Annotated in this window: 19 protein-coding genes and 1 pseudogene; 9 read left to right on the top strand and 11 right to left on the bottom strand. The window is 70.2% G+C overall.

Annotated elements, in window-relative coordinates; all coding sequences use genetic code 11:
* The first annotated feature begins 61 nt into the window (after positions 1-61).
* Entirely contained in the window at positions 62-916 is an 855-nt protein-coding gene (locus tag ACFYPC_RS29970) for a SigB/SigF/SigG family RNA polymerase sigma factor (RefSeq protein WP_391888888.1), read from the top strand.
* Between the two features lie 126 nt (positions 917-1042).
* Here ACFYPC_RS29970 and ACFYPC_RS29965 read toward each other — a convergent pair whose 3' ends face one another.
* Positions 1043-2353, bottom strand: coding sequence for an FtsX-like permease family protein (locus ACFYPC_RS29965; protein ID WP_391888886.1), 1311 nt, complete (start codon positions 2351-2353; stop codon positions 1043-1045).
* A 3-nt stretch (positions 2354-2356) separates the two neighbouring features.
* The gene (locus tag ACFYPC_RS29960) at positions 2357-3148 is read right to left on the bottom strand and encodes an ABC transporter ATP-binding protein (RefSeq protein ID WP_391888883.1); all 792 of its coding nucleotides are present in this window, start codon (positions 3146-3148) and stop codon (positions 2357-2359) included.
* A 161-nt stretch (positions 3149-3309) separates the two neighbouring features.
* On the opposite strand from ACFYPC_RS29960, the gene ACFYPC_RS29955 reads away from it, so the two are divergent.
* From ACFYPC_RS29955 to ACFYPC_RS29945, 3 genes are read left to right on the top strand one after another with little or no spacing between them, the layout of a single operon-like run.
* On the top strand, positions 3310-3990 hold the full coding sequence (locus ACFYPC_RS29955) for an ABC transporter permease (protein ID WP_391888880.1): 681 nt from the start codon (positions 3310-3312) through the stop codon (positions 3988-3990).
* Entirely contained in the window at positions 3987-4658 is a 672-nt protein-coding gene (locus tag ACFYPC_RS29950; RefSeq protein ID WP_391888877.1) for an ABC transporter permease, read from the top strand. Before ACFYPC_RS29955 ends, ACFYPC_RS29950 begins: the two co-directional genes overlap by 4 nt.
* Entirely contained in the window at positions 4655-5590 is a 936-nt protein-coding gene (locus tag ACFYPC_RS29945; protein WP_391888874.1) for an ABC transporter substrate-binding protein, read from the top strand. The genes ACFYPC_RS29950 and ACFYPC_RS29945 overlap by 4 nt, the downstream gene beginning before the upstream one ends.
* Positions 5591-5721: 131 nt before the next feature.
* Here ACFYPC_RS29945 and ACFYPC_RS29940 read toward each other — a convergent pair whose 3' ends face one another.
* From ACFYPC_RS29940 to ACFYPC_RS29925, 4 genes are read right to left on the bottom strand one after another with little or no spacing between them, the layout of a single operon-like run.
* A complete protein-coding gene (locus ACFYPC_RS29940; RefSeq protein ID WP_391888872.1) occupies positions 5722-6876 on the bottom strand; it encodes a betaine/proline/choline family ABC transporter ATP-binding protein in 1155 nt (384 codons plus the stop codon).
* Between the two features lie 22 nt (positions 6877-6898).
* Positions 6899-7540 (bottom strand): lactate utilization protein C, encoded by a 642-nt coding sequence (locus tag ACFYPC_RS29935; RefSeq protein WP_391888870.1) that lies wholly within the window; start codon positions 7538-7540, stop codon positions 6899-6901.
* On the bottom strand, positions 7537-9015 hold the full coding sequence (locus ACFYPC_RS29930) for a LutB/LldF family L-lactate oxidation iron-sulfur protein (RefSeq protein ID WP_391888867.1): 1479 nt from the start codon (positions 9013-9015) through the stop codon (positions 7537-7539). The genes ACFYPC_RS29935 and ACFYPC_RS29930 overlap by 4 nt, the downstream gene beginning before the upstream one ends.
* Complete coding sequence (locus tag ACFYPC_RS29925) at positions 9012-9803, bottom strand: (Fe-S)-binding protein (RefSeq protein WP_391888865.1); 792 nt, start codon at positions 9801-9803, stop codon at positions 9012-9014. Before ACFYPC_RS29925 ends, ACFYPC_RS29930 begins: the two co-directional genes overlap by 4 nt.
* Before the next feature lie 320 nt (positions 9804-10123).
* On the opposite strand from ACFYPC_RS29925, the gene ACFYPC_RS29920 reads away from it, so the two are divergent.
* The 4 genes and pseudogenes from ACFYPC_RS29920 (at position 10124) to ACFYPC_RS29905 (ending at position 13567) form a co-directional block, all read left to right on the top strand.
* Positions 10124-11425: an alpha/beta fold hydrolase gene (locus ACFYPC_RS29920; RefSeq protein WP_391888863.1), complete on the top strand. Its 1302-nt coding sequence runs from the start codon at positions 10124-10126 to the stop codon at positions 11423-11425.
* 243 nt (positions 11426-11668) lie between these two features.
* Positions 11669-12514, top strand: coding sequence for a pentapeptide repeat-containing protein (locus ACFYPC_RS29915; RefSeq protein WP_391888860.1), 846 nt, complete (start codon positions 11669-11671; stop codon positions 12512-12514).
* A gap of 95 nt (positions 12515-12609) precedes the next feature.
* Positions 12610-12729 (top strand): annotated as a pseudogene (locus tag ACFYPC_RS29910) (TetR/AcrR family transcriptional regulator); the annotation flags it as partial.
* A 112-nt stretch (positions 12730-12841) separates the two neighbouring features.
* The gene (locus ACFYPC_RS29905; protein WP_391888858.1) at positions 12842-13567 is read left to right on the top strand and encodes a DUF2470 domain-containing protein; all 726 of its coding nucleotides are present in this window, start codon (positions 12842-12844) and stop codon (positions 13565-13567) included.
* Here the strand turns inward: ACFYPC_RS29905 and ACFYPC_RS29900 are convergent.
* From ACFYPC_RS29900 to ACFYPC_RS29890, 3 genes are all read right to left on the bottom strand, one after another.
* Positions 13535-14767: a lactonase family protein gene (locus tag ACFYPC_RS29900; RefSeq protein ID WP_391888855.1), complete on the bottom strand. Its 1233-nt coding sequence runs from the start codon at positions 14765-14767 to the stop codon at positions 13535-13537. The genes ACFYPC_RS29905 and ACFYPC_RS29900 overlap by 33 nt on opposite strands.
* A gap of 163 nt (positions 14768-14930) precedes the next feature.
* On the bottom strand, positions 14931-15989 hold the full coding sequence (locus tag ACFYPC_RS29895; protein ID WP_391888852.1) for a hypothetical protein: 1059 nt from the start codon (positions 15987-15989) through the stop codon (positions 14931-14933).
* A 101-nt stretch (positions 15990-16090) separates the two neighbouring features.
* On the bottom strand, positions 16091-17359 hold the full coding sequence (locus tag ACFYPC_RS29890) for an aromatic acid exporter family protein (protein ID WP_391888850.1): 1269 nt from the start codon (positions 17357-17359) through the stop codon (positions 16091-16093).
* A 134-nt stretch (positions 17360-17493) separates the two neighbouring features.
* Between ACFYPC_RS29890 and ACFYPC_RS29885 the strand changes: the two genes are divergently transcribed.
* Positions 17494-18840, top strand: a complete 1347-nt coding sequence (locus ACFYPC_RS29885) for an erythromycin esterase family protein (RefSeq protein WP_391888848.1) — start codon at positions 17494-17496, stop codon at positions 18838-18840.
* 49 nt (positions 18841-18889) lie between these two features.
* Here ACFYPC_RS29885 and ACFYPC_RS29880 read toward each other — a convergent pair whose 3' ends face one another.
* Complete coding sequence (locus ACFYPC_RS29880; RefSeq protein ID WP_391888846.1) at positions 18890-19381, bottom strand: FBP domain-containing protein; 492 nt, start codon at positions 19379-19381, stop codon at positions 18890-18892.
* Positions 19382-19540: 159 nt separating this feature from the next.
* A complete protein-coding gene (locus tag ACFYPC_RS29875; protein ID WP_391888844.1) occupies positions 19541-20899 on the bottom strand; it encodes a GH1 family beta-glucosidase in 1359 nt (452 codons plus the stop codon).
* Positions 20900-20916: the final 17 nt, after the last annotated feature.

Here is a 20916-nt window from a genome sequence, read left to right as displayed (position 1 = left end):
GTATGCGCGCCCTCCCATGGTGACTGTCCGCTCAGCACCCCCTGAGGGAGTTGTGAGCACCATGTCTGTTGTCCCGGTCAGCAAGAAGCAGCATCCGCACGATGACGCCCCCGACACCGCCGCGGCCTTCGCCCGTCTGGCCGGCCTGTCCGACGGGCCCGAGCGGCAGGCGCTGCGCGACGAGCTCATCGAATCCTGGTTGCCCATGGCGCAGCGCATCGCGAGCCGGTTCCGGGGCAGGGGCGAGAACGTCGAGGACCTGAACCAGGTCGCGGCCCTGGGACTGGTCAAGGCGGTGGACCGCTACGACCCCGCCCTGGGCAACGCCTTCGAGAGTTACGCCGTGCCGACCGTCACCGGCGAGATCAAACGCCACTTCCGTGACCACATGTGGGTCCTGCACGTGCCGCGCCGCGTCCAGGACCTGCGCAACCGGGTGCGCGCCGCCCTCAAGAACCTGGCGCAGACGATCCCCGGCCAACGGCCCACCGTCACGGAGATCGCCGAGTGCGCGCACCTGAGCGAGAACGAGGTACGCACCGGCCTGGAGGCTCTCGACTGTTTCACCGCGCTCTCGCTGGACGCCGAACTCCCGGGCAGCGAGAACGGATACGACCTCGCCGACACCCTCGGCGAGCCCGACGCCGGCTTCGACCTGGTCATCGACCGCGAGGCCGTGAAACCCGCGCTGCGCACGCTCCCCGAACGCGACCGGACCATCCTCTACCTGCGCTTCTTCGGCGGGATGACGCAACTCGGCATCGCGCGGCAGCTCGGCATCTCGCAGATGCACGTGTCCAGGCTGATCAGCGGTTGCTGCGCCACCCTGCGCGAGGAGATAGCGAGCGACGCGGCCTCTGCGACGAGCGGAGAGGGACCGGCGCGGCCTGCGCGGCGAGGGTCCGACGCGGCCTGAGCGCAAGCGGAGAGGGACCGGCGCCCCTTTCGCCTCGGGGGCGCATGAGGGCGGCCGGCGAGTACGCCCGGCCGCCCTTGAGATCACTGCGGTCACGACGCCCGGCCGCCCTTGAGATCACTGCGATCACGCGGCCGTCGTCACCGCCGCCACCGCGGGCGTCCGCAGGGTACGCCGGGCCGTGAACAGGCTGGTCCCCAGCGTGACCGCCCCCGCGATCGCGACGACGGTGAGCCAGATACCCGGGCCCTGGTCCGGCCAGGCCGCGTCCGTGCGGACGAGGGTGAAGGGGAGGAGTCCGGCGAGCCCTGCCACGGTGCCGAGGACGACACCGGTGACCGTCACGACCAGGCCCTCCACACCGATCATTCCGAGCACCTGGCCCGGCGTCGCACCGGCCAGTCGCTGTTGGCCGAACTCCCGGCTGCGGTAAGTCGTCGCCGCGTACAGGGAATTGATCAGCATGATGCAGGAGAAGACCACAATGATGCCGACAACCACGAGGTTCAGGGTTTCGAGATTCTTCGCGTCGATTGTTTTCGCAATACCTGAGGCCTTGATCGCGTCGCTCTCGACCGCCTGCATGGAGAGCGTCGCCGTCGCCATGCCGGTGAAGAGGATCAGCGGCATCAGGACCCCGGACAGCTCGGCTGCCCGGCGGCGCAGGTTCCGTACGGCCAGGTAGCCGCTCGGGCTCGTCAGTACGAGCCGGTCGAGCAGCCCCGCCAGCAGTTGCGGCGAGAGCAGCGCGCACCCCACGGACAGCAGGATCGCCCCGTACGCGGGAGGAGCCATCAGCGCGGCGTCCGTCGAGGAGAACCCGAAGGTGGACAGGACCGCGAGACCACCGACGGCCAGTGCCGCGTACGCGAAGAACCTCCGTACGCCGCGCCGGGGTTGACGCCGGTGCGTGGCCCGCCGTACCGCCAGGAACGCCGCGCCCGCCGAAGCGAGCACCGTGATCCAGATGCCCGACATGAGCGCGACGGTACCGAAGGAGTAGTCCACCGACCGGGCGACCTGGCCGCTGTCGTGGAACACGTCCAGCAGGGCCGTCCCGCCGAGCATCGCCGGACCGATCGCCAGCACCGCGCCCACCAGCGCGACCACCACCGACTCGCCGACGACCATCCGCTTGATCTGCGCCGGAGTCGCCCCCGAGCAGCGCAACAGCTCGATCTCGTCGGCGCGTTGACGGACATTGACCGTCAGCGTCGAGGCGACCGCGAAGAACACCAGCAGCGAGCCGTAGCCGCCCACGACGCTTGCCGCAGTGGTCAGCGACTGGGCGCTCACGGAGTCGACGCCGGGCTGCCCCGCCGTGTCGTGCATCGCGTTGAAGGTCATGATGATCGCCGCGCCCAGGAAGGCCGACAGCAGCGTCGAGGTGAAGCGCCCGGGGCGCTGCCTGATGGAACGCAAGGACAGAGCGAACATGGCTCACACCCCCACCGTGGTGTCGTCACCCAGGTGCGCGAGCCGCTCGGCCACGGCGTCGGCTGTCGGCGCGTGCATCGCGCCCGCCAGCCGGCCGTCCGCGAGGAACACGACGGAGTCGGCGTACGAGGCGGCGACCGGGTCGTGCGTCACCATGACGACGGTCCTGCCGTGCACCCGTACCGCCTCCTGCAGAAGCCGCAGCACATCCCGCGCGCTGCGCGTGTCCAGCGCCCCGGTCGGTTCGTCCGCGAAGATCACCCGGGGCTCGGTGACCAGTGCGCGGGCGATCGCGACGCGCTGCCGCTGACCTCCCGAGAGCTGCTCGGGCAGATGGCCCAGGCGGTCGCCGAGACCGACGGCCGTCAGGGTCTCCTGGACCCGCCTGCGGTCGACGCGCCGCCGGGCGAGCCTGAGCGGCAGCACCGTGTTCTGGGCGACGGTCAGCGTCGGCAGCAGGTTGTACTGCTGGAAGACGAACCCGATCCGGCTGCGCCGGAACCTCGTCAGCTCGGCCTCGCCGCCGCCCGTCATCTCCGCGCCGTCGACCATCACGATGCCCGAGTCGGGCCGGTCCAGCCCGGCCGCGCACTGCAACAGCGTGGACTTGCCCGAGCCCGAGGGCCCCATGACCGCGGTGAAAGTGCCCCGAGCCAGCGTGAGCGTCACCCCGTCCAGCGCGGTCACGGCATTCTCCTCGGACCCGTACGTCTTGGTGACCTTGACCAGCCGCAGAGCCTCCGGGGCGGGTCCCGAGTCGTTCCTGCGTCGCGCGGGCTTGCGAAACATCGTCATCAGCCTCCGTGCGGCACGCCCTGTGCCTCGCCGACGACGCTACGGAGAGCCGTGGCAGACCACATTGGGCGCAGAACCCGTATGCCGGGGTGTACCCAGCGACACCCCGTACGGGTCACCACAACGCGCCGACCGCCTTGCGGGACAGATGCAATGGGCAGGTGACCGCGCCCCCGGACGACTGCCTCGCGCGCAACGAGTGGATCTGCGGTGAGTATCTGAGCACCCGCCGCCAGATCCTCCTCGACGCCGTGGTCCAGCATCTCCAGCTGACCTCGCTCGCGGTGCTCATCGCCGTCGTCGTCGCCGTACCACTGGCCGTCCTCGCGCGCCGCTGGGGCTGGGCGGCGGGGCCGGTACTCGCCGTGACGACGATCCTCTACACGATTCCGTCGCTGGCGATGTTCTCACTGCTCCTTCCCCTGTACGGACTCTCCGCGACGCTCGTCGTCGCGGGTCTCGTCCTCTATTCGCTGACCCTGCTCGTACGGAACATCCTCGCGGGCCTGCGTGCGGTACCCGAGGACACCCGGCAGGCCGCCCGCGGCATGGGCTACGGGCCGATCCGCCTCCTGCTCACCGTGGAACTGCCCCTCGCCCTGCCCGCCGCCATGGCCGGCCTGCGGATCGCCATGGTCTCGGCCGTGTCGCTGGTGACGGTCGGGGCGATCGTCGGCTTCGGAGGGCTCGGCAACCTCATCTACGCGGGCATGAACACCTACTTCAAGGCCCAGGTCCTGACCGCGTCCGTGCTGTGCGTCGTCATCGCGGTCGCCGCCGACCTCCTGCTCCTCGGCGTTCAGTGGCTCATCACCCCCTGGGCCAGGGCGGCTCGCGGATGAACACACTGACGGACGCCTGGAACTGGCTCACCGACTCCGCGCACTGGGCGGGCGCCGACGGCGTCTGGCACCGGCTCGGCCAGCATCTCGTCCTGACCGTCGTCTGCCTGGTCATCAGCTGTCTCATCGCGCTGCCCATCGCCCTGGTCCTCGGCCACCTCGGCAAGGGCGGCGCGCTCGCCGTCAACATCTCCAACGTCGGCCGTGCCGTCCCCACCTTCGCCGTGCTGGTGCTCCTGCTCCTCACCCCGGTCGGGAACTGGGGCGAGGGCCCCACCGTCGTCGCCCTCGTCCTGTTCGCCGTACCGCCCCTGCTCACCAACGCCTACGTGGGGATGCGCGAGGTCGACCCCAGCGTGGTGCGGTCCGCGCGCGGGATGGGGATGACCGGGCGGCAGATGGTGTTCCGCGTGGAACTGCCCCTCGCACTCCCGATGGTGATGAACGGGGTCCGGATCGCCGCGGTGCAACTCGTGGCGACCGCCACCATCGCCGCACTCGCGGGCGGCGGCGGGCTCGGCCGGATCATCACCGCCGGTTTCAACCTGGCGAGTACGCCGCAGGTCGTGGCCGGTGCCGTCCTGGTCGCCGTGTTCGCGCTCATCGTCGAGGGGATCTTCGAGATCGCCGAGCGGCTGGCACCGAGTTGGGCGAGGAGATCGCGATGACACGACGCCTGGCAGCCCTGACCCTCGTCCTGGTGACCGGTTGCACCACCGGCCCGTCCCTGGAGAACCAGGGCGCGGTCACCGCCCCGCCCGGAGACAGCAGACACCTGACCATCGGCTCGGCCGGATTCACCGAGAGCGACCTGCTCGCCCAGATGTACGCGCTGCTCCTCAACCAGGCCGGCTACCAGACCTCGATGCTCACCGTCGCCAACCGCGAACTGTACGAACCGGCCCTGGAATCGGGCCAGATCGACGTCGTCCCCGAATACGCGGCAACCTTCGCCGACTGGCTGAACGCCAAGACCAACGGCGCCGACGCACCGCCCGTCGGCTCGCCCGACCTCGACGCCACGATGACCGCTCTGCGCAGGCTGGCCACGCCACGCGGTCTCACCGTCCTCGACGCGGGAAGGGCCGTCGATCAGAACGCCTTCGCCGTCGCCGAGGCGTACGCCGCCCAGCACCACCTCAAGACGCTCAGCGACCTCGGGGAGTCAGGGCTGAAGGTGCGGCTCGCTGCGGGCGACGAGTGCGTGCAACGGCCGTACTGCGAACCGGGATTGAAGAAGACCTACGGCATCGACATCACCGCCGTCGACCCCAAGGGAGTCGGCACCACGCAGGCCAAGCTCGCCGTGCAGAACGGCCAGGACCAGATGGTGCTCACCACCACGACGGACGCGACCCTCGGCGACTTCGGGCTCGTCCTGCTCACCGACGACAGACACCTGCAGAACGCCGACTACATCGTCCCCGTCGTCAACCGCTCCCGGGCCGGCAGCGAGGGCGTCACCAAGGCACTCGGCAAGCTCAACGACGTACTCACCACTGCCGACTTGGCGTCCATGAACGAACAGGTGGACAGCTGGCGACGGCTGCCCGAGGACGTGGCACGGACCTATCTGAAGGAGAAGGACCTGCTGAAGTGACAGATCCGTGACCGGCGTCGGATTCCTGACTGGCTTCAACAAACGGGCTGATGAACGCGCTTCAACGAACGCCGGGCCTACGGACTCCTCGCCCGCTCACATCGGCCCGAGCGTCAAGCGCTGTCCACGGGTCAGGCATCCGCCACCGAATCGAACGTCACCTGACCCCGCGACACGCCCAGCGCGTCCGCGTCCACCGACCGGCGCAGCGCCTCGTGCAGCTTCGCCGGAGTCAGCACACCCAGAAAGCGCGCTCCGTCCAGTACGGCGACCCAGCCCGCGTCGTGCTGGAGCATCACGCCGAAGGCCTGCTTCAGCGGGGCGCCCACGGCCACCCAGGAGTTCATCCGGTGGACGAGGTCGCGCACGGAGCCGCCCGCCCCGAGCTCGTCGACGCCGACCCAGCCGTGCAGATCACCCTCGGAGTCCAGGACCACCGCCCAGCGCGCGTCCTGTGACCTCATCCGGGCCGCCGCCTGCTCGGCGGGCTCTTCGAGCCGGACGACCGGCGGCTGTTCGAGGTCGCTCGGCTCGATCTCCGTCACCGACAGCCGCTTCAGCCCGCGGTCGGCGCCCACGAACCCGGCGACGTACGGCGTGGCGGGCGTACCGAGCACCGCGCCCGGCGTGTCGAACTGCTCGATGCGCCCCTGCCCGTACACCGCGATCCGGTCGCCGAGCCGCACCGCCTCCTCGATGTCGTGCGTGACCAGCACCACCGTCTTGCGCACGGCCTGCTGCATGCGCAGGAACTCGTCCTGCAACTGCTCCCGCACCACCGGGTCCACCGCCCCGAACGGCTCGTCCATCAGCAGCACGGGCGGGTCGGCGGCCAGTGCCCGGGCCACGCCGACCCGCTGGCGCTGACCGCCCGACAACTGCTCCGGATAGCGCGCTCCGTACGTCTTGGGGTCCAGGCCCACCAGATCGAGCAGTTCGGCGGCGCGCGCCCGCGCCTTCGCCTTCTTCCAGCCGACCAGCGACGGCACGGTCGCGGCGTTGTCGAGGATCGTCCGGTGCGGGAAGAGTCCGACCTGCTGAATGACGTAGCCGATGCGGCGCCGCAGCTGCACAGGGTCGATGGTGGCGATGTCCTCGCCGTCCACGAAGATCCGCCCGGACGTCGGTTCGATCAGGCGATTGACCATCAGCAGGGTCGTCGTCTTGCCGCAGCCCGACGGGCCGACGAGCGTCACGAGTTCGCCGTCGGCGACCTCGAAGGAGAGGTCGTCCACGGCGGTCGTGCCGTCCGGATACCGCTTGGTGACCTGTTCGAACCGGATCATGCCCTCACGCTAACCGCGCCGGTCACTCTCCGCTCAGCAGCACGACCTCAAGTACGCGCGGACCGTGCACCCCCTCCACCCGGTCGAGTTCGATGTCGCTGGTCGCGGACGGGCCGGAGATCCAGGTCAGCGGGCGGGTCGGGTCGAGGCGTCCCATGGCCTGCGGGACCGAGGACACGACCTGGTCGGGGACTCGTACGACGCAGATGTGGTGGTCGGGGATCAGCGTGATGCGGCGCCGGCCCTGGTTTGGGGAGCCGTCGAGCACGATGGTGCCGGTCTCGGCGATGGCCACCGCACACGCCGTGACCACGCTGTCGACCCCGTCCAGCTCCCTCGGCGTGCTCTGAGCGTGATCGCGCACCTGCTCGACGCCCTCGACCCAGTGGGACGGCAGTCCCTGCGGCACCAGAACGGTCCGCGAGCCTCGCTCGGTGAGCAGCCGGGTGAGCAGCGACGGCAGGCCCTCGGTATCCGCCCGGTGCACGATGGCCCGGTAGTCCGCCAGGTTCTCCGCGAGCAGATCAACCGTCTCCGCGAGACTGCGGGCACCGTGCTCGCGCAGATAGCTCCGGTCGATGGCCTGCTCGTACGGCGTGTCGTCCTGTTGTACGTCCGCGATCGCGCGCCGCACCCGGCCCAGGATCAGTTCCCTGCTGCTCACTTCGCCGTGTCCTTTCCACCGTTCGTACGCTGCCACCAGTCCCGGAAGGGCTCCGCGGGCACCTTCGGCAGATCACGGCTCTCGCTCCACGCCCTGCCGGGGCCCGGCAGCGTCCGCGGATGGAAGCGGCGGGTGCGGGAGGCGAGCCGCTGGCCGGTGCGCAGGGCGCCGGGGTGGCTGAACGCCCAGCGCGCCGCGCGCATCGCCGCCCGCTCGGCCGCGTGGCCCTTGGCGGGCTTGAGGACGACCTTGTTGCCCTGGCTGGTGGCCGGACCGCCCTCGGCGATCCGCTCGCGCAGATGGACGAGGACTTCCGGGATGTCGATGGCGACCGGGCACACCTCGTAGCAGGCGCCGCACAGGGAGGAGGCGTACGGGAGTGAGGCGTCGATCTCGCTTGCGGTGCCCCGGAGCTGGGGGCTGAGGATGGCGCCGATCGGGCCGGGGTAGACCGAGCCGTACGCGTGGCCGCCGGCCCGCTCGTACACCGGGCAGACGTTGAGGCACGCCGAGCAGCGGATGCAGCGCAGGGCCTGGCGGCCGACCTCGTCGGCGAGCGTGTCGGTGCGGCCGTTGTCGAGGAGGACCAGGTGGAAGGTCTGGGGGCCGTCCTCGTCGGTGGTGCCGGTCCAGGTGCTCGTGTACGGGTTCATCCGCTCGGCGGTCGAGGAGCGCGGGAGGGTCTGGAGGAAGACCTCCAGGTCCTGCCAGGTGGGGAGGATCTTCTCGATTCCGACGACCGAGATCAGCGTCTCGGGGAGGGTGAGGCACATCCGGCCGTTGCCCTCCGATTCCACGACCACCAGCGTGCCGGTCTCGGCGATCATGAAGTTGGCGCCGGAGACGCCGACCTTGGCGCGCAGGAACTTCTCGCGCAGATGGACGCGAGCGGCCTCGGCGAGCTCGGCCGGCGTGTCGGTGAGGCCCTCGGGGGCCGGGCGGCCCCACTCGCTCATCTCGCGCACGAAGATGTCGCGGATCTCGCCGCGGTTGCGGTGGATGGCGGGGACCAGGATGTGCGAGGGGCGGTCCTTGCCCAACTGCACGATGAGTTCGGCGAGATCCGTCTCGTAGGCGCGGATACCCTCGGCTTCGAGGGCTTCGTTGAGACCGATCTCCTGCGTGGCCATCGACTTGACCTTGACGACCTCGCTCTCGCCGGTCGCCTTCACCAGGTCCGTGACGATCCGGTTGGCCTCGTCGGCGTCGGCGGCCCAGTGCACGGTGCCGCCGGCGGCTGTCACCGACTCCTCCAACTGCACGAGGTACTGGTCGAGATGGCGGAGAGTATGGTCCTTGATCTGTTTGCCCGCCTCGCGCAGCTCCGTCCAGTCCGCCAGCTCGGCGACCGCCTTGGCGCGCTTGGTGCGGATCGTGTGGGTGGCGTGGCGCAGATTGCCGCGCAGGGTCGCGTTGTGCACGGCAACGCCGGCGGCCTTGGGGAAGGCCGGCATACCGACGAACGTTCCGCTCATGCCTTGGACTCCGCTTCCCTGAAGGTCCCGGGGACCGTGCTCGGCTCTTCTTCCGTGCTCGCCAGGATCTCCGCGATGTGCACGGGCCGCATGCCCGTGTGGAGGCGGGTCATCGTGCCGCCGATGTGCATCAGGCAGGAGTTGTCGGCGGCGCACAGCACATCGGCGCCCGTCGACTCGGCGTTGCGCACCTTGTCGGCGCCCATCGCCGCGGACACATCGGAGTTCTTGACGGCGAAGGTGCCACCGAAGCCGCAGCACTCGTCGGCTCCGGGCAGCTCGCGGAGCTCAAGCCCCTTGACCGCCTGGAGCAGTCGGTGCGGGCGGTCGCCGAGACCGAGGCTGCGCAGACCGTGACAGGTGGGGTGGTAGGTCACCGTGTGCGGGTAGTAGGCGCCGACGTCGGTCACGCCGAGCACGTCGACGAGGAACTCGGTGAGCTCGTACGTCTTCGGCACGACCGGCGCGAGCGTGGCCGCGAGAGTGTCCCCGCGGCCCTCGGCGCGGGCCCGTTCGCCCATCCGCGGGTACAGCTCCCGCACCATCGCGCCGCAGGACCCGGAAGGCGTCACGATCGCCTCGTACTCACCGAATACATCGGAGAAATGTCGGGCGAGCGGCTCGGCCTCGTGACGGTATCCCGTGTTGTAGTGCGCCTGTCCGCAGCATGTCTGCGCCATCGGGAAGTCGACCTCGACGCCCAGCCTGGTCAGCAGTTTCACCACGGAGCGGCCCGTGTCCGGATAGAGCGTGTCGTTGACACAGGTCAGGAACAGGGCGACACGCATCGCGGCTCCTCGGGTTCGATCATCGGATGGGTGCAGCGTACGCGGCGGGCGCGTGACACGGGAGCCCCCTCTCACGGGCCGGTCGGGAGCCGTTTGTCCGCGGCACTCGGGGCGGCCGCGTCGCCCACGGGCTCGTGTCACCGCAACGTGCAGGACCCCCTCTCCGGCGGTGTCCTTCGCCGGCGCTCCCTGGTCCAGTTGTGGCAACCGCCGTGCTGAGCCGCTGTTCAGTAGGATTTCTTGATCCCCGGACTCGGCAGCTCGCGGATCGTGTGCTCAACTGGGACGCAGCCTGGAAACCGTACGCCTCGGGAGCCCTGTTGACCGTCAGCTACCGCCAGCCCGGTGTCGTCCTCACCGACCGACACTTCACCGTGCCTCTCGACCATGCCGACCCGGCGGGGGAGAGCATCGAGGTGTTCGCCCGCGAGGTCGTCGCGAGCGAGAAGGCACACCAGGACCTGCCGTGGCTGGTCTATCTCCAGGGTGGTCCGGGTTTCGGGGCCAACCGTTTTGTCGGCAAGCAGGCCTGGCTCGGCCGAGCCCTGCGGGACTTCCGGGTACTGCTTCTCGACCAGCGTGGCACCGGCAACTCCACCCCCGCCAACCGGCAGACCCTGCCGCTGCGCGGCGGCCCCCGCGAACAGGCCCAGTACCTCGCGCACTTCCGCGCCGACTCCATCGTCCGCGACTGCGAGGCCATCCGCCAACGGCTCACCGGCGGTGCCCCCTGGACCGTACTGGGCCAGAGCTTCGGCGGCTTCTGTACGGTGCACTACCTGTCCACCGCGCCCGAGGGCCTGAGCGCCGCCCTGATCACCGGCGGACTGCCGACCCTGGACGGCCACGCGGACGATGTCTACCGTGCCGCGTATCCGCGCATCGAGCGCAAGGTCGTCGCGCACTACGCGCGTTACCCGCAGGACGTCGAGCGGGCCCGCCGGATCGCGGAGTACCTCCTCCAGCACGAGCCGGTCCTGCACGGCGGCTACCGCCTGACCGCCGAGGCCTTCCAGTCGCTCGGCGTGCTCCTCGGCGCCGGCGAGGGCAGCCACCGCCTCCACTACCTCCTGGAGCAGGCCTTCGTCCGCACCCCGCAGGGTCCGGCCCTCTCCGACGCCTTCCAGGAAGAGGTGCAGGGACTGCTGTCGTACGCGGGCCACCCGCTGTACGCCCTCGTCCACGAGGCCTGTTACGCCCAGGGCGACCGCCCCACCGCCTGGTCCGCCGAGCGGGTGCGCGCCGAGTTCCCGCAGTTCGACGCGGCCAAGGCCCTCGCGGACGACCGGCCGCTGCTGTTCACCGGCGAGTCCGTGCACCCCTGGACGTTCGACACCGACCCGGCGCTGCGCCCGCTGCGCGAAACGGCCGAGGAACTGGCTGCCCGCACCGACTGGCAGCCGCTCTACGACACGGCCAGGCTCGCCGCCAACGAGGTGCCGGTCGCCGCGGCTGTCTACCACGACGACATGTACGTCGACACCGGGCACGCGCTGCGCACGGCACGCGCCATCCGGGGGCTGCGCACGTGGGTGACCGACGAGTTCGAGCACGACGGCGTACGGGCGGGCGGACCGCGTGTCCTGGACCGGTTGCTGGCGCTCGCCCGCGACGAGGTCTGAGGTTCCGAAGCTCTGGGATTCCGAGGTGCCCCAGGATTCTGATGAGCCGTCAGAATCCGGAGGGGGCACGGATGATCGACACCTTCCGGACGGCGGCTGGACGCCGTCACGGCGGAGCGCCTGCACCTGGTCCAACTGGTCGTAGGAATCCGGTGTGCCTCCAAACCTCCAGAAGCGGGGCGGGGTCGTGGTGGTGCGGTGGGGGCGAAAACCGCATAGCCCCAGTTCAGTAGGCTGGGCGTCATGCAAGAGGACAACGGAGCTGCCCGTGACCGGCGCCTCGACCTGGAGGCCGACTGCGGCGAGTGCTTCGGGCTCTGCTGTGTCGCCCTGCCCTTCACCCGCTCGGCCGACTTCGCGATCGACAAGGACGCGGGGACGCCGTGCCCGAACCTGCGGACCGACTCCCGGTGCGGCATCCACCCCGAACTGCCGCAGAAGGGCTTCACGGGCTGCACGGTGTACGACTGCTTCGGCGCCGGCCAGAAGGTCTCGCAGATCACCTTCGGCGGCCGGGACTGGCGCTCGGGAAGCCGTGAACAGGCCCGGCAGATGTTCGACGTCTTCCCGGTCGTACGCCAACTCCACGAACTGCTCTGGTATCTCCAAGAGGCACTGACGCTGCCCGCCGCTCAACCCCTGTACGCCGACCTCCGCCGCGCGCTCGACAGCACCGAGCACCTCACCCGCCGGACCCCGGAAGAACTGGGCGAGTTGGACGTGGGTGCGCACCGACAGCAGGTCAACGTACTGCTGCTGCGGGCCAGCGAACTCATGCGCGCCGGATTCGGCCGGGGGAGGAAGAAGGACCGCCGGGGCGCCGACCTGATGGGCGCCCGGCTCAAGGGCGCCGACCTGCGCGGTGCCGATCTGCGCGGCGCTTACCTCATCGCCGCCGACCTGACCGGCGCCGACCTGCGAGGAGCTGACCTGATCGGCGCCGACCTGCGGGACACCGACCTCACGGACGCCGATCTGACCGGCGCCTTCTTCCTGACCCGGCCGCAGCTGAACGCGGCCCGCGGCAGCGCCGGGACGAAGCTGCCGCCGTCACTCACCCGCCCGGGCCACTGGACCGCCGACCGCTGAGTCCGACGCATGCGTGCGGCCTTCGAGGTGCAGACGCAGCCCGCCGGCGTAAGCGTCAGCCGTTCGGCCACCCGGAGCCGGTAACCGGGGTCGGGCGCGGCTGGCCGGCCTTCACCACGGCCGTGTGCCTGGAGTGGCTGCGGGGTGCGGAGTTGAGCCGGGAACAGGTGCGCGATCTGTGTGCACGGGCGCTGCTGGGTGCGATCGCTCCCTGAGGCCCGGTTCGCTCACCGCGCTTCAAAAGCGTTCTCAAAGGATGGCGAGTTGTGGTTGGCGTACACCCGGATCTTCGATAGGTTAGGCAAGCCTTACCTAAGGAGGAGTCTGATGGGTGACCGTGACACCTGGACGGCCGCGCCTGCCGCGGCGGAGCGCGCACGTTCGGTGCTTGCCGCGGCATGGTCATGCGCGGTGACCGCGGAGGGCGGCCGGGAGGAGTTCGTCGGCGCGCACTCCGTGGCCGCGGACGGCAGGATCCTCCTGCATGTGCCGGACGACAGCGCGCTGCTCACGGCCGCGATCTGCGCGCCTCGCGGTGAGCCGTCCGCAGTCCTGGAGTTCGCCGATGTCGCGCCCGTTCCCGTGCGGAACCGGATCCGCGCCAGACTGTGGCTCGCCGGCTGGTTCGCCTCCGAGCAAGGGCATCTGGCGTTCCGTGCGACGCGCGCGGTGCTGCGTCAGCCGTCCGGGACGGTCGTGCTCGACCTCGACGAGTTCGCCGACGCGCACCCGGACCCCCTCGCCATGGCCGAGTCCGCGCTGCTCACCCATCTCGCCGACGCCCACCCGGACGCGATCGACCGGCTGACCCGGCTGGTCGAACCGGACAGCCTGCACGGCGCTGTGCGCGTCCAGCCTCTCGCCGTCGACCGCCACGGACTCACGCTGCGCATCGAGCGGATGCGTGGCAACGGCGACGTACGCCTGCCCTTCCACAAGCCCGCCGACACCGTCGCGCAGCTCACGGAACGGATGCACGTCCTGCTCAACCAGGCCGCCGCCGCGTCCTGCCCCCGCGCGCTACAGCGGCAGCGCACAGACGGCGACAGGTGAGGTGAACGGCTCACCCGCGAGCCGGAGTTCACCGCTCTCGCCGTCGACGTGGAAGACGCTGACGGTGCTCGACCTCTGGTTCGCCGCGAACAGCAGCCTTTCGTCCGGCGAGAAGGCGATGTGGCGCGGGAAGTCACCGCCGACCGGCACGGTGTCCAGCAGCTTCAGACGGGCGCCGTCCGCCTCGACCGCGTACCGCGTCAGGCTGTTGTGGCCCCGGTTGGCGAGATAGGCGTACGACCCGTGCGAGGTCACCAGGATCTGCGCCGGATAGCTCGTTCCCGCGCCCGTCCCCGTGGGCTGCGGCTCGCCCGGTGTGAGCCGCCCGTCGGCCGGGTCGTAGGCGCAGACGGTGACCGTGTTGTCGACCTCGTCGGCGAGATAGGCGAAGCGGCCGCCGGGGTGGAAGGTGAGATGGCGCGGTCCCGCCCCCGGCCGGGTATGCGCTCGGGAAACCTCGGTGAGCGTGCCCTTGGACTCGTCCAGACGGTAGGTGTAGACGGTGTCGGTGCCCAGATCGACGGCGAGCACGTGGCCGCCGTCGGGGCTGGTGATGAACTGGTGGGCGTGCGGCCCCTGTTGACCCGGACCGGGCGCGGGGCTCGAGTGCGTGACGAGGTCGGTGCGCTCACCGAGCGCCCCTGAGGCTTCGATCGGGTGCACGGCCACACTCCCCGACCCGTAGTCCGCGCTCAGCAGCCAGTGCCCGCTCGGATGCACGGACAGGTGGCAGGGGCTCGCGCCACCGGTGGTGCGGCTGCCGAGAACGTCGTTCCGGGCGAGGCGTACGGCCGTCACCCTGCCCGCCTCCCGCTCATCGACGGCGTACAGCGTGCGGCCGTCCGGATGGACCGCGAGATACGAGGGGTCGCCGACGCCTGTGATGACGGCGCCCTTACCAGTGATGCGGCCCGTCGCGGAGTCGTACGTGGCCAGGCCGATGCCCTTTCCGCCGCCCTCGACCGAGGTGTATGTCCCGAGGAAGAGCGGGCGGGAGCTGTTGGTGGTCGGCGCGGTCGTCTCCTCCGGGCGTCCGGACGTCGGCGGAACCGTCCTCGGGGCGGCCGGCGATGGATCAGACCTGACGACGGCCGCTGCCGCGACCGTCGACACCGAGGCGACCCCGGCCAGTGCGCCGACGAAACGGCGCCTTGTCCAGCCGCGGCCCGAGTCGCGGGGCCGATCTGCCTCACTGCTCATGTCTGCACCTCGGGTGTCGGTTGCCTCACCTGTGACAGCCACCTTGGCGTGCGCCACCCCGGAGATGCAAGAAGGGCAATGAGCGTTGCGGACTGCGCAACGGGATCTTCGCCAGTTACCAGTTACCAGTTACCAGTTACCGGTTACGAGTCACCAGTCACCGTCACCAGTCACCGTCCGCGACCGGCCTGCCCGGCGCGTCTCCGAGCGGTTTCACCTGGTTCGGGAGGGGCTGCTGCCAGGGGTCGTGGTCGTCCCCGAGCCAGTCGCCGACCGGCTGCACCGAGCCGAGCGTGTCCGTGGGGGAGAGGTCCGTGGCGTCCTGGTCGTAGTAGTCGAACCACGGGAGCCCCGCCCTGGTGTAGGCCGCGCGGTCCACGGGGGACGGCGGGGCCGCCTCGCCCGTGATGCGGCGCCACTCCGGGGGCGTCACCAGGTGCACGAACACCCGCCCGGCGGGCTCCTCGGTCCAGGCCTTGAGCGGCCGGTCGTCCTGGTAGACCTCCTGACGCATCGAGCCGCCGACCCCGAGCCCCATCGCCGGAGCGCTCCTCGCCCGGCCCCCCGGCGCCCGCACAGGCCCCGGTGCGCCGCCCGGAGCGGGCGGCGCGGCCATCGGGAACGCGGCGCCATAGCCACCGGCGGACACCGTCATCTCCCTGCGCGCCGCGGCCCTGCGCTGCTCCGCCTCGCGCCAGGCACGCAGTTCCTCCTCGCGCAGGGGGAACGACTGCAGCTGCACGCCGCCCCACACCTCCTCGCCGGTGACCTGGCCCTCGACGGTGGCGCCCAGACCAAGGGGCACCGCCACGAACTGGCGGACCGTGCCCTTGCCGGAGTTGATCCCGTCGAGCCACGGCTGACGGGGCAGCACCACATAGTTCTGCGGGTCCCTGCCGAGCCGGGAACTCCACGGCTTGCCCGAGACGGCGCACACCTTGCCCACACCGACCTGCAGGGCGGCCGGTTCCGCCGTCCCCCCGAAACTCAGCCACATCGCCTCGCGCAGATACACCGGCAGCATCACACCGCCGCGCGCCCGCCATTCGGCGGGCACGGTGTCCACGTAGTCCTCGACACGACGTACCGGGAACTCGCCGAGCCCCGGGGGCAGCGAGTGGGTGCCCTTTTCGGGCAGGCGTAGGGTCCGGATGAACCGCACCCGCACCTCGCCCGGCAGACGCAGCGTGTTCCCCTCGATCCGCACGGTGCTGTCGGTCATCCGTCCGCTCCCCCCTCGTCGTTGTGAAGCGACCCTCGTTGTGAAGCGTCCCTCGTCGTGAAAATGCTCGTGCGGCTTCCTCGCCCAGAACTGCGGCTTCCTCACGTAGAACGACGGGAAGCAGGGCGCCGGTTCCTGCGCAGCACCCGCGGGACGCGCAGTTGGCGGCGCAGCCGCGTGAGCCATGGCCGGCGCTCGCGGTCCTCGCGCGCGCAGCGGTCCAGCTCCTCCAGGAGCCGTCGGGACCGGTACTCCGTGTCGAGTTCGGCGATGATGCGGTTGACCTCGGTGAGCACCGCGCCCTGCAGCTCCCACTGGCTGGCGTCACGCTGGATCTCTTCGAGGAACAGCTGGGCCAGCTTGTCGCGGGTGGCGGCGGCCGTGGTGAGTTCCGTGGCGAGCCGCTCCTCCGCGGACTCGGCGCTGCGGGTGACATCGGTGGTCACCAGGACGGCGAAACTGACGATGGCGTCGGCGACCTCGGACAACAGCTGCTCGAGAGTGGCCCCGGCCTGGGGCTCGAACAGCGGCTCCGGCTCGCGCTCCTTGGCCAGGTCGGTGAGGCTGCGTGCGAGCACCCGCAGGACCACGGTGCAGATCTCCAGTGTGTCGAGGCCGGTGCGCAGCACGACCCGGTGCAGCAGGCCCTCGCGCACGCGCGGATTGAGCTTCAGGCTGTCCTCGGCCTGCCGCAGCGCCGCGTCCACGTCGACGATGTCGTGGTCCAGGCGGCGCGCTTCGTACAGTCGCTCGGCCGCCAGCGAGGCGGGGGTGCGGCCCGCGACCTCCTCGCCGATCCGCAGCATCAACTGCCGCATCCGGCGCGCCAGATCCTCGATGGACTCCCCGGCCACGCCCACCCACACGGGTGGCGCCAGTACGAGGTTGCAGGCGAGCCCCACGACCGCCCCGATCAGCGTTTCCAGCACCCGGGCCCACGCGGTGTCACCCACCCTGGTGACGCCGAGGATCAGCATGGCGCTGATCGCCACTTCGGGAACGAACTCGCTGACCCGTACGAGATGCCCCACGGCCAGCGAGGTGATGATCAGCAGGGCCAGGCTCCACCAGGTCAGCCCGACCAGGCTGCTGAACGCGATGGCGATGATGACGCCGGCGACCACGGAGTTCACCCGCCGGATGCCGGTGGTGATCGTGGCGTACAGGGTGACCTGCACGACGAGCAGGGCCGTCAGGGGCGCGGTGAGCGGCGCGGGCTCGGGGCTGAGGTGCAGCGCGATGACGTACGCGATCGTCGCGGCCGCCGCCGATCTGAGCGCCTGGACGACCACGGGCTCTCGTCGACGCTTCACGAGCTGGGCGACGGAGGTCGCCCACTCACCACGGTCCTCACTACGTTCCTGTCGCACCCTTGGGCCTTTCCCGTTCCATGGATGCATCGAACGTGTGGGGAAAACCACATCTACACCGACCAGTGTTCCCCCGGCACCTTGTGGGGGCCTGCCGGATGGATCGTACGGGTCCGGCACGGGAGCCTTGGATCATGAAATTGCACCGGTCCGGAACCGTCCTGGCCCTGCTCGTCTGTCTCGGCGCCTGCCTCGTCGGCGCGCCCCCCGACTCCGTCGCCATGGCGACCGACCACCAGGTCGTCGGTGCACTCGAACGTGAAGCGCACCCGCTGCGGACCGCGGAGCCGGGCGGCGACAGCACTGATCTGCACGCCCTCGACCGGATGATCGGCCACGCGCGCGTGGTGGGCGTCGGCGAGGCCACCCACAGCTCGCACGACTTCTTCGCCCTCAAGGACCGCGTCTTCCGCCACCTCGTCCAGGAGAAGGGTTTCCGCACCTTCGCCCTGGAGGCCGCCTGGAGCACAGGCCTGCGCCTCAATGACTACGTCCTGTACGGCAAGGGCGACCCGCGGCGCATCATGAGCGAGGAGTTCCAGGCCGACTACTCGTGGTGGAACAACGCGGAGTACCTGGAGCTCGTCTCGTGGATGCGCGCCTACAACATCCAGCACCCGCACGATCCGGTTCAGTTCATGGGCGACGACTTCGGCTGGGCCGGACCCGAGCTCTACGACAAGGTCACGGACTATGTGGCCCGCTCCCACCCCGAGCTTCTCGCGCGCTTCACCGAGCTCTACCGAGGACTGCGCCCCACCGTGGCGACGGGGACGTACATGGATCGGTACTTCACCAAGCCGCTCGCCGAGCGGAAGGACATGGCGGCCAGGACCGGTGAGGCGCTGGAACTGCTGCGGCGCCGGCCCGCCGGCTCGGGAGGGGAAGCGAACGAGGCGTACGCCTGGGCGGTCCAGCACGCGAACGCCATCGACCAGACCGCCCGCGGCTACGCCTTCGACATGGAGGATCCGGCACAGGCCGCCGCCGCGATGCGCTACCGCGACTCGGTGATGGCGGAGGACGTCGCCTGGTGGGAGCGGCACACGGGCACCAAGGTCCTGCTCTCCGCGCACAACGCGCACGTCGGTTACGAGACGTTCGCCCCGGCCGACTACCCCAGGATGCAGGGCGCGTTCCTGCGCGACAGCCTCGGCCCGGACTACGTGAGCGTCGGCCTCACCTTCGACCAGGGCTCGTTCAACGCCACGGGTCCCGACGGCAAGGTCCAGCGCTTCACCCTGGGTCCGGCCAGTGCCGGGACGAACGAGCGCACCCTGGACCGCGTGCGGTACCGCGACTACGTCGTCGACCTGCGGACGACCGGGTCACCGGCCAGGGCCTGGCTGAACACGGCCCGGCCGACCCGCAGCATCGGCACCGACTACCCGGACGGCCCCTACGACATCGCGCTCGCCCCGAGCCACGACATCCTGATCCACCTTCACCGGGTGGAGGCGGCGCGGCTGCGCGACCGGTAACCGGCACGATCGTGATCGCCGTGGCTGAGGGATGACCGCTCGGGGCAGATCAATCCAGCTTCTCCAGGAACGCCGACAGATTGCTCACCGTCCGGGCGATCTGCTGCTCCACTGTCAGGCTCTCCTCGAAGCGACTGCCGGATTCAAGGGCCTTCTTGCCGCGTACGTACAGGGAACAGGCGAGGTCGGCGCACATGTAGATGCCGACCGAGTTGCCCTCGCGCCCGGCCGCGCCCGTCTTACGGGCCGTCATCAGCGACACGCCATTGCCCGGATGCGTGGTCAGGCACAGCGAGCACATGCTGCGGTGCAGGAAGCCGCGTTGGGAGGAGGGAAAGCGCAGCGTGACGCCGACCAGGTCGCCGGCCCGTTCGGTGACCAGGTAACTGCGGTCGGGCGCCCCCGGATCTCGCCACCCGAGGAAGTCGAGGTCGTCCCAGGGACGCTCACCGAGATCGCGCGGTATCGAGAGACGCTTGGCCTCGCCCTTGGAGCAGTTGACGAACGAGTTGCGGATGTCCTGCTCGGTGAGTGATCGCATGGGGGAGTGCTCCTGGGTTCGGGCGTGACAAAACCTAGGAGTACTAGGTTTTTGGCCAAGCTACAGAGACCCGTCCGGAGAGATCCAATGCATTTACGACCGGTGCGTACGACCGGTGGGCCCCTCCCGCGACAGGGGGCCCACCGGCAGCCGAATCGGCTAGGCGGCGCTCCGCCGCTTCCTTCCGTGTGCCCGGATGATGTCCGCGTACCGGTGCCCGGTTCCCTTCACCGTGCGGCGCTGGGTCTTGTAGTCCACGTGCACGAGCCCAAAACGCTTGTCGTAGCCGTATGCCCACTCGAAGTTGTCGAGCAGCGACCACGCGAAGTAGCCGGCGAGCGGAACGCCCTGGGCAGCCGCCGAGGCACAGGCCGCGAGGTGCTGCTCCAGGTAGTCGGTGCGCTCGGGATCGTCGACCGTCCCGTCGGGACGCACGATGTCGGGGTAGGCGGAGCCGTTCTCGGTGATGTAGATCTTCTGGGCGCCGTAGTCGTTCGTCAGACGGAGCAGGAGGCTCTCCATGCCGTGGGCGCCGACCTCCCAGTCCATGCCGGTGCGCGGTACGCCGAGACGGCGGACCGCGCGGACGCGGGGCGCCGGACCTGTGGGGTCGTCGGCGACCGTGGACGGGAAGTAGTAGTTGAGGCCCAGCCAGTCCAGGGGCGCCGCGATGGTCTCCAAGTCGCCAGGCTGCTCGGGGAGTTCGACTCCGTAGACCTCCAGCATGTCCGCCGGGAAGCCGCGGCCGTGCACCGGGTCGAGCCACCAGCGGTTGGTGTGGCCGTCGAGCCGGCGGGCCGCCGCCACGTCCTCGGGGCGGTCGGTGGCGGGCTCGACGTAGGAAAGGTTGTTGACGATGCCGACCTGGGCGTCGGAGACGGCCGCGCGGATCGCCTGGGTGGCGAGGCCATGACCGAGGAGCAGGTGGTACGACGTCTGGACCGCGGCCGTGAGGTCCGTCCAGCCAGGGGCCATCCGGCCCTCCAGGTGGCCGATCCAGGCCGAGCACAGCGGCTCGTTGAGCGTGGTCCAGTGCTTGACGCGGTCACCGAGACGCTCCGCGACGGCCGCCGAGAATGACGCGAAGTGGTAGGCCGTGTCGCGGACGGGCCAGCCGCCCCGGTCCTGCAACACCTGGGGCAGATCCCAGTGGTAGAGGGTGACGGACGGGGTGATGCCCGCCTCCAGGAGAGCGTCGATCAGCCCGTCGTAGAAGTCGAGCCCCTTGGCGTTGACCGGGCCGTCGCCGCCCGGTACGACACGTGGCCAGGCGACGGACAACCGGTAGGCGTTGGTGCCCAGTTGGCGCATGATATCGATGTCCTCGCGCCAGCGGTGGTAGTGATCGCAGGCGATGTCCCCGTCGTCGCCGTTGTCGATCTTGCCGGGGGTGTGCGAGAAGGTGTCCCAGATGGAGGGGGAGCGGCCGTCCTCGGCGACGGCACCCTCGATCTGGTAGGCCGACGTGGCCGTGCCCCACAGGAAGTCCTCGGGGAAAGCGGCAAGGTCGATGGTCACGGAAGTCCTTTCGGGGA

Origin of the sequence: Streptomyces sp. NPDC005808, from assembly GCF_042871385.1 — a bacterium.
In the GTDB taxonomy this organism is placed as follows: domain Bacteria; phylum Actinomycetota; class Actinomycetes; order Streptomycetales; family Streptomycetaceae; genus Streptomyces.
Note: the sequence above shows the minus strand (reverse complement) of the source record. Positions and strands in the feature narration are given on the sequence as shown.

Coding starts and splice junctions, on each gene's coding strand:
- ACFYPC_RS29970 (WP_391888888.1), top strand. CDS start 62: ATGTCTGTTGTCCCGGTCAGCAAGAAGCAGCATCCGCACGATGACGCC.
- ACFYPC_RS29965 (WP_391888886.1), bottom strand. CDS start 2,353: ATGTTCGCTCTGTCCTTGCGTTCCATCAGGCAGCGCCCCGGGCGCTTC.
- ACFYPC_RS29960 (WP_391888883.1), bottom strand. CDS start 3,148: ATGACGATGTTTCGCAAGCCCGCGCGACGCAGGAACGACTCGGGACCC.
- ACFYPC_RS29950 (WP_391888877.1), top strand. CDS start 3,987: ATGAACACACTGACGGACGCCTGGAACTGGCTCACCGACTCCGCGCAC.
- ACFYPC_RS29945 (WP_391888874.1), top strand. CDS start 4,655: ATGACACGACGCCTGGCAGCCCTGACCCTCGTCCTGGTGACCGGTTGC.
- ACFYPC_RS29940 (WP_391888872.1), bottom strand. CDS start 6,876: ATGATCCGGTTCGAACAGGTCACCAAGCGGTATCCGGACGGCACGACC.
- ACFYPC_RS29930 (WP_391888867.1), bottom strand. CDS start 9,015: ATGAGCGGAACGTTCGTCGGTATGCCGGCCTTCCCCAAGGCCGCCGGC.
- ACFYPC_RS29925 (WP_391888865.1), bottom strand. CDS start 9,803: ATGCGTGTCGCCCTGTTCCTGACCTGTGTCAACGACACGCTCTATCCG.
- ACFYPC_RS29915 (WP_391888860.1), top strand. CDS start 11,669: ATGCAAGAGGACAACGGAGCTGCCCGTGACCGGCGCCTCGACCTGGAG.
- ACFYPC_RS29905 (WP_391888858.1), top strand. CDS start 12,842: ATGGGTGACCGTGACACCTGGACGGCCGCGCCTGCCGCGGCGGAGCGC.
- ACFYPC_RS29900 (WP_391888855.1), bottom strand. CDS start 14,767: ATGAGCAGTGAGGCAGATCGGCCCCGCGACTCGGGCCGCGGCTGGACA.
- ACFYPC_RS29895 (WP_391888852.1), bottom strand. CDS start 15,989: ATGACCGACAGCACCGTGCGGATCGAGGGGAACACGCTGCGTCTGCCG.
- ACFYPC_RS29885 (WP_391888848.1), top strand. CDS start 17,494: ATGAAATTGCACCGGTCCGGAACCGTCCTGGCCCTGCTCGTCTGTCTC.
- ACFYPC_RS29880 (WP_391888846.1), bottom strand. CDS start 19,381: ATGCGATCACTCACCGAGCAGGACATCCGCAACTCGTTCGTCAACTGC.